This window comes from Vibrio fujianensis (genome assembly GCF_002749895.1).
Lineage (GTDB): Bacteria > Pseudomonadota > Gammaproteobacteria > Enterobacterales > Vibrionaceae > Vibrio > Vibrio fujianensis.
The window spans coordinates 181,190-186,140 of sequence record NZ_NBUS01000041.1; the positions used below are offsets into that span (position 1 = coordinate 181,190).

Here is a 4,951-nt window from a genome sequence, read left to right on the forward strand (position 1 = left end):
CACTGGCGTTTAAAGGGGTCAAAGCGGAGTTTTTTAGGCGTCCTGAGGCTACAGTGCATTTTCACTGCGATCAAGGTAAAGTGATTGATGAAATGTTAGATCAAACCATCGCAACAGGACAGCGAGTAAATAAGGCGATAAAAATTATCGCCACATGCCCGTCGCTGCATGGCAATGAGCCAATGGCTGAGTTCTGGCTGACGTTATCACTAAAATGCAATAAAGCTTAGTCTAATGTTATTGATTCGATATCTACAATTTTGCTTCGGTTCAGAACGATTTTCCAACGGTAATAAACCGGAGGATGTTGATGATCATCTTCTCGCACGATTAAGTTAATGAGATGGCGTTTTTCAACGGACTCTCGGCTGACTTGGCCGTTATTAAGACGATAAATTCGGTTAGAACCTTTATCCATTAAACGTGTAATCGGCCTGAGGTCGATCATCATTGATTCTCGAGTTTCTTCATAACCGCTCATAAAGCGCGAGGTGGACATTTCAACCTTAGAGCAGTAGTGCAAAATTTGTTCTTCTCGTTGAACCACTCGTTTCTTTCTTAGTTTTTTAATTTTTTCCGGTAAAGTGGATAAGTTTCGATAATCGAGCCACTCATCTTTTTGTCCTACCTGTTTCGCTGTACTCGGGTCAAAGTAACGACGACGCCATTTAGGCTTACCTTTACGAATCCAGCGCCAAAGCATATCACGTAGATCATCTTTGAATATTTCGCGTAAAGCATAAATGAAAGACATGGCAATAATAAAAGAGGCGGTAATTTCGCCCCAATAATCACGAGCTGACACCGCAGTAATGGTCACGATGACCATAATTAAGCCGGTGGCTACGCCTTTAACCGCTCGCTTCATATTATTGCCCAAGGAGGTGACTTTCTCATTGAGAATAATAGGATGCTCAATGAGGCGGCGTAATAAACGCATTTTATTGCTTAATCGCGTGATATCCGTATCAGCCTTCGGCGAGTTGTAATGATTGAGTGCTCGGTGTGCTTGTTCTTTTTCTACTAAAGTGATCAATCGCTCTTTGATGGTTTTATAATCACTGTCGCGGGTTAAATGAGCAATAATAGAAAGAAACTTTTGTTCAGTATACCAAGAAAGATAGTTATCGATATTAGCGTAATAACGCTTGATGCTTTCTTCGTAAGGAATGGTACGTCTCAAACGTTTAAGGATATCAAGCGATAGCTCTATCACAGTATCGACCTCATCTGCTGTAACGTTGTCACTGTTTGAGTTGAGCTGACTTACCGCTCGATCTAAAGCGATCACGTATTGATAGGCAAAAAGACTTAAGCTGACACGATATTGAGTGGATGAAAGCCGGCCTCGTTGTGCCAAGCGACTGTGTACCAGAGGAAGCAGAATTTTATCGCTGTAATAGGAACGCTTTTGATGAATTGAGCTATAGAAAAACTCAGATTCAGACATCACTTCCGGTGTTAAACCGAGTTCTCCTGGAATAAATAAATAAGCATCGAGATCCAGTTTTTTACTTTTTGACATTTCGGTTGAAATTTTTAAAGTAACCGCGTCATGCTTATCTACAATGATCAACGAAAGCTCCTGAAAAATTACTGAATTTTATCTTTACAATAGGGAGAAAGCATACCAGAGATCACGTATAATCTCTGCAAATTTGCTGTGAGACGTTTTACATGATTAACATTGGCCAGATTAATAGTTTAGAAGTCGTAAAGATAACAGACTTTGGTGTCTTTTTGGATGCGGGAGAGTTTGGTACCACACTGTTGCCTAAACGATATATTCCAGAAGCGGTTGAATTAGGGCAGTTTATCGATGTGTTCTTATTTTTGGATTCAGAAAACCAACTGGCCGCGACAACAGAAATGCCGATTGCACAAGTGGGTGAATGGGGGTTAATGCAAGTTGTCAGCGTTAACAGTACTGGGGTTTTTGTGAGCTGGGGAATTAAAGATAAAGATCTACTGGTTCCTTTTAGTGAGCAGCGCGCCCGTTTTACTGTCGGACAAACGATTTTGGTTTATGTCTATATCGATAAAGCTTCAGGGCGGATAGTTGGAACCACAAAATTTAATAAATGGCTGGATAAAACGCCAGCCCACTATACTCGTAACCAACAAGTTGAGCTTTTGATCGCAGAGCGTTCTGAACTTGGCTATAAGGCAATTATCAATGGTTCGCACTGGGGAATGATTTTCCCTTCCGATGTGTTTGGAAAGTTATTTATCGGTAAAAAGCTTAAAGGGTACATCAAGGGGGTTCGTCCTGACGGTAAAATCGATCTTGCCTTACAAAAGATCGGAGTAGAAAAGATGGATGAGCTCAGTTCAAAGGTGCTAGAAATATTAGAGAAAAAGGGGGGATTTTTGCCTTTGTGCGATAAATCATCTCCAGAAGCTATTTTTGCTACCTTTCGCACCAGTAAAGGCACGTTTAAGAAAACGATTGGTAGTTTATTTAAGCAAGGTAAGATCATCATTGAACAAGATGGTATTCGCTTAGTGTAGTGTCTAATGATAAAAAAAGGCCCGAAACTCAAGGTTTTGGGCCTTAGGGGAAGTTAGTTCATAAGGGAACAGCATTACTCTCTGAATATCTTCTTCGTTATTCGAGAATAACAACCCAAGTATAGTTCATTTTTTGAAGATCAGGATGCAGGTTGGCTTCTTGGCTTCACCATCGCATTGCCTCGTGGACTAAAATAAGTTTTTATCCTTGACTCGCTCTCTTGGAAGTCCATTTTTAATTCGGTTACTGACCCATTTACCTAATCCGATCGCGTGCCCTTGGTAAGAGACGATCACTTCACCTTGGTTTTGACTCTGCTCTGGGCGGATGTCTCTGCCCATAAACCACTCCCTTGCTTGTGCTTTTGTTAGTTCTATACGATGGATATTATGGCCAACTGCCAGTGTGGTCGCTAGTTGGTGCTGCCAGCGGTATCCATGTTTATGAGTCTCTGCGATTTTAATGCCCATGCGAGAAAACCTGAGTTCACCTAGCATGGGTTCTAATGCCGTGGGGAATAGCCAAATATCATTATCTCGTAACCAGAGACTGGTTTCGTTGGGGAGCGTAATCCCTAAAGACGTTTTTAGTTGTTGATTTATTTCGGCACAAATTTTAGCGTTGGCCTTTTCAAAAGGAAATTGGCCTAAGCGCTTTTTCACTTGTGGTGAAGGTACCGCAGCATTTTTTCTTATCCTAGCAACAAAAAAACCTTCACAATCATATATTTGAGGAAATATATGTAAAAATCCCTCTTCAGTGATGGCATGAGAAGCTTGTTCAAATAGCGAATCTAGCCGTTCAAAAGTCACTGCATCACCATAGGTTTTCTTTAAATGCCAGCATATGTCTTGGTTTTCTTCGCGGCTTAAAGTACAAGTAGAGTAGACCATGATACCGCCCACTTTTAATGCTTGAAACGCACTTTCAATTAAGCTTTTTTGGGTACAAGCAATAGAAAGTACTGAAGATTTACTCCAATTTTTCATCGCATCAGGATCTTTACGAACGGTTCCTTCTCCCGAACAAGGGGCATCTAGTAAAACGGCATCAAACTGTTCTGGCAACCATCCCCCAAAGACTTGGCCATCAAAGTTGCTTAAAGCAACGTTTCTTATTCCGCAACGCTCAATGTTAGCATGAAGAATTTTTACCCGGCTGGCAGAATATTCATTGGCGACTAATACACCTTGATTATCCATTAATGCCGCCATTTGAGTCGTTTTTGAACCAGGCGCTGCAGCCATATCTAATACCGCATCAAACGTTGCGGTTTGCTGCATAAATAGGGCTGAAACGGGCATCATTGAGCTGGCTTCTTGAATATAAAACAATCCCGCCATATGTTCTGCTGTATTTCCAAGCGGAACTTCACTTTCATCAGCGGTGATCCAAAACCCGCAATCACACCAAGGTATAGCGTCTAATTGCCAGCCTTTACTTTGTGCCTGCTGCATAAAATCTGACACCGTGATTTTCAACGTATTAACTCGAATGCTTTTTCGTAACGGCCTTTGGCAGGCTTGAATAAAGTCAGACAGATTTAAATGGGGAGGAAGAATTTCGGCAATAGTGGTAAGAAATTCTTCGGGTAGGGCAACGTTGGAATGCAAAACGGAGTCTCGTTTGAAAATTTAAAGGCCATAATTATATACTGAACACGGTCACAGGAGAAGTTTCAACCCATTCATGGTCATGGTTTTCATGGTCATGGTTTGGGAATGGCAGTTTTCCATTTTTTCCAATCTTTTTGTGCATGTGGATGCAAGTAGAAAGTGTGCCCTCGTGGTGCTGGCTCGAATAATGTTTGATGATCTGGGGTTGCAAAGGCGATACCCCCGCGGACCAAACTATCAAAAGTCCCTGACTTAATATTAGCGCCAGATAAACCGATAGAAACATCCATGCCGGAGGTATTCCAGAACACGGTATTTTTACGAACCAGATAGGCATATTGCGGAGCGATTTCTATCGTGGAGATCACCCGATCAGCAAGAGAGCCCAGTTGGATATCAATAACTTTCCCCACCTCCATGCCTCGATAACTGACTGGTGTATCGATCGAAACAGAGCCTTTTTCTTCACTTTGTAGAGTAAATTGAATGCCTTCGGGGTGATAGGGGCGAGTCGCTAAGGTAAATGTGTGCCTCTTGTTTCCACTACCGGGCTGAACTTCAATGGTTTTGACGAGCAAGCTATCTAAATTGGTAATTCCATTGAAACCCACTTTTACCTCTGCGACCCAAAAAGCGGTATTGGTGCGAGTAATAAAAGAGGCATATTTCGGTTGGACTCGTGCAGAAATTGTCACTCTTTTATCCGTAAAGCTAGGTGAAACAGCCATCACTTCACCAATTTTAACGCCTCGGTATTTGATCGGCGTTCCTTGGCTAATTCCTGGGTTGGTTGCTGCTATTAACGTTATCGACTCACCAAATT

4 protein-coding genes and 1 pseudogene are annotated in these 4,951 nt (G+C 41.9%); 2 read left to right on the plus strand and 3 right to left on the minus strand.

All coding sequences use genetic code 11. The features are described 5' to 3' along the window. Positions 1–230: pseudogene (locus B7C60_RS18445) on the plus strand (DUF4442 domain-containing protein); the annotation flags it as partial. Here the strand turns inward: B7C60_RS18445 and B7C60_RS08110 are convergent. Next, the gene (locus tag B7C60_RS08110) at positions 227–1,576 is read right to left on the minus strand and encodes a hypothetical protein (protein ID WP_099611213.1); all 1,350 of its coding nucleotides are present in this window, start codon (positions 1,574–1,576) and stop codon (positions 227–229) included. The pseudogene B7C60_RS18445 and the gene B7C60_RS08110 sit on opposite strands and share 4 nt — an antisense overlap. Positions 1,577–1,677: 101 nt before the next feature. Here B7C60_RS08110 and B7C60_RS08115 point away from each other — a divergent pair, with 101 nt between their 5' ends. After that, positions 1,678–2,511 carry a CvfB family protein gene (locus tag B7C60_RS08115; protein ID WP_099611214.1) on the plus strand — a complete coding sequence of 278 codons (834 nt, stop codon included), beginning with the start codon at positions 1,678–1,680 and terminating at the stop codon, positions 2,509–2,511. Between the two features lie 189 nt (positions 2,512–2,700). On the opposite strand, the gene rsmF is transcribed toward B7C60_RS08115, so the two are convergent. Then, the gene (gene rsmF, locus B7C60_RS08120; protein ID WP_099611215.1) at positions 2,701–4,125 is read right to left on the minus strand and encodes a 16S rRNA (cytosine(1407)-C(5))-methyltransferase RsmF; all 1,425 of its coding nucleotides are present in this window, start codon (positions 4,123–4,125) and stop codon (positions 2,701–2,703) included. A gap of 95 nt (positions 4,126–4,220) precedes the next feature. Continuing rightward, on the minus strand, positions 4,221–4,951 hold a 731-nt coding region (locus B7C60_RS18450), incomplete at its 5' end, for an MlaD family protein (RefSeq protein ID WP_245868934.1).